Origin of the sequence: Sodaliphilus sp., from assembly GCF_045598405.1 — a bacterium.
Classification (GTDB): Bacteria; Bacteroidota; Bacteroidia; order Bacteroidales; family Muribaculaceae; genus Sodaliphilus; species Sodaliphilus limicaballi.
On the sequence record NZ_JAZLLZ010000089.1, the window covers coordinates 1 to 2,705 of the forward strand.

2 protein-coding genes are annotated in these 2,705 nt (G+C 40.0%); both read right to left on the reverse strand.

Annotated features, from left to right (window positions below; genetic code table 11):
* Positions 1–198: 198 nt before the first annotated feature.
* Positions 199–390: a hypothetical protein gene (locus ACKI3C_RS06890; protein ID WP_407403398.1), complete on the reverse strand. Its 192-nt coding sequence runs from the start codon at positions 388–390 to the stop codon at positions 199–201.
* 712 nt (positions 391–1,102) lie between these two features.
* Positions 1,103–2,705 (reverse strand): hypothetical protein (locus ACKI3C_RS06895; RefSeq protein ID WP_407403400.1); only part of this gene is annotated, 1,603 nt, incomplete at its 5' end.

The following is a 2,705-nucleotide window of genomic DNA, read 5'->3' on the forward strand; positions in this document are numbered from 1 at the left end:
CGAAAGGATTGGGGAAAGGGGCAGTGTGCCCGCTCGTGACAAAAACACACAGAACTTAGCACGTTGCCACCGATCCGGCCAGGCGATGCCCCTCTAACGCGTGCAAAAACGTTAACAAATTTTATACTGCGGATTTGAGGAATAGGAGAAAATCAAATAAATAAGTTGGCAATTACAGCCGTTTTAAGTTTGTGAGAGCTAAAATGTAGCAGTGGTAGCGTAGTCGGCGGCATAGAGTGTGCCCTCGAATAGGTCACCGTCCCCGGTCTCGATAGTGATGGAATAGTCACTGATGCCGTCCACGGCGATGGGAATTGTCGTGAAGGTAGATGTCGCATAGTAGTCAACATCGGCATAAAGCGATGAAATGGTGACAATAAAATTGTTCACCGGCTGGTTGCCAAAATCAATGGTTAAAATAGATGATGCAGTGTAAAACTGCACTAAAGGTTCACAAACGTGTGGTTGTGGACGATGGTTTCCATTAATTATAACAACACGCTTTTGATTGTCATTAATTGAATCAACATTAGCATTTAGGCTGACATTAAAAATTAAAACAAGTGAAATCAATAATAAAAGTTTTTGTTTCATAAATGTAAAAAATATTGGTTTATGACTGCAAAGTAACGGAATTAATTTTTTACATCAAAATAATTTTAGTGCTATTTTGGGTTATAACACGCTGATTAACAGTAGATAAAAAACCATACAAGTGCTATTGAGTTAATTATTTAAAAACGAATAACTTACGCGAGGGGGGGGTGAAAAAAATATGATATTAGATATAAACTGCTGGATATATGTGTGTTGTAAATGTGGTTATTGTAATTTTATGATTGGATGTTGCTAAATAGGATGCCTTTTTAGCTTGGATAGTTGTTTTATACTCAACTTTAGCATTTGATAATAAATATTGCTAATTTATTGTCCGGCAGGACAATACCTAAATAACCCCCACCGCCGAACGAAGTGGCGGTGGGGGAAGAAATGCAACACGCACTGCGTCCAGCAGGACGCTAATTGGATCAAATAGGTGAGGCTCAAATGGTTTTACATGCTAAAGTTGAGTTTTATACATTTTAAATTCTTTATACTGATTTTATTTTTGGAATAGTTGAGGTATGTCCTTGATGTCGGAAGAATTGATTACTTTCTGGGCTATTATTCTTTTTTTTGTAAGTACACTGTGAGAACGACCACACTTGCTATAATACCAAATAACTGTATTGGGGAATTTGCATAGGTCAAGACAGATGATATTTATTTCTTCCTTGTTGAGATTTAAACCTCCGTTAGTGAGTTTCTCAATGATGTTGTCATATCTCAAATTGAGATACAAGTGGAGCTGGGCAAAGAATTCATCGTCCATGATGGACGCGAGTTTAGTGTTCTTCTCTTTGCTTGTGGCTTTCATTTGTTTTAGCACATTTGTGAGTACAGAAGAATAACACGAAAGGCTTCCTTCAATGGATTCTATAAGTTTCTTTCGAGTTTCAAGGTTTTCCGTGTCAATTTTGCCCCTGTCTTTTATGATTTGGGATAATGCGTTGTCTTTTTCCTTAACAATGTTTTCAAACTGGTCGATAAGTTGCTTTGTGTTATATTTGGCTTCATTCAGCTGTTTCTCGAAAACACGAAGTGCACGCCTGTGCTTGCGGTGGACAAAAACACTTGCACCAAACACAAATAAAAGGATGAAAAATATGAGCAGTATATAGCTTAATATAGTTCTCCCTTGATTCTGCTCTAGTGTTTTTGAGTCAATGTCTTTTTCAATCATAACCAAGCTGTCATCTTGCAACATAGCATCAACAGAAGAATTAATGTTGTCAGGGATTTTTTGGTACTCATCAGAACTGTCATAAAGGTGCTTGGCTTTGGCGAGATCTGAAAGACATTGATAATAACTCAAACTGTCAGATGTTGTTTTTGGAGTCGGTATCATGTCCATAACATTCTGTGCAGAATCAATATTGCCTATTTTTATGTATGAAAGGCATAAATAGTAATAAATATCGTTTCCTTGTATAAAATCAACAGGTGCATTTTTAACTTTTGTAGACCATTCTATAGACTTTTCCCATTCTTCTCTATAGAAATATAGTCTTGATTTAATTGTATAACCGAACAATCTAAGAGATTCGTCATTATTCTTTTGACCTAGTTCGATACAACGTTGAGCATAGGTATTGGCACTGTCTTGGTCGATTGTGCAGTATAGATCCCCTATGTTTTTTATAGTCGTTATATAAAATAATGTATCATTGGCAACACGTAGGTACTCAGATGCTTTTTTGAAATGCTCAATTGCATTTTGGGATTTGAATTGATATTGAAATAACGCACCAATGCGGAAGTGGATGTAGCCTTGGTGGAAATTGTCGTTGTCGGGGCAGGCATATTGGGCTTCTTTGTAGTTGCGCATGGCGGCTTTGGGGTCGCCTAGTTCTTCCATGACGCAGCCTTTGTAGAGGAGGGAGCGCATGCGGTGGTCGGGGTTGGCACCGTCGTGGTCGTAGTGGTTGACGGCGATGTTGATGGCGCTGTCGGTGGTGGCGGGGCGGTAGGCCTTGTAGTCGGCGATGGTGGTGAGCAGTGCGTGGTAGGCGCGGTCATCGTCGGTGGTGAGCGAGTCGGCGGGGTATGCCGCGAGCATCCCGCAGGCACTGTCGGGGGCCTGGAGGATGAGCGAGTCGATGGCG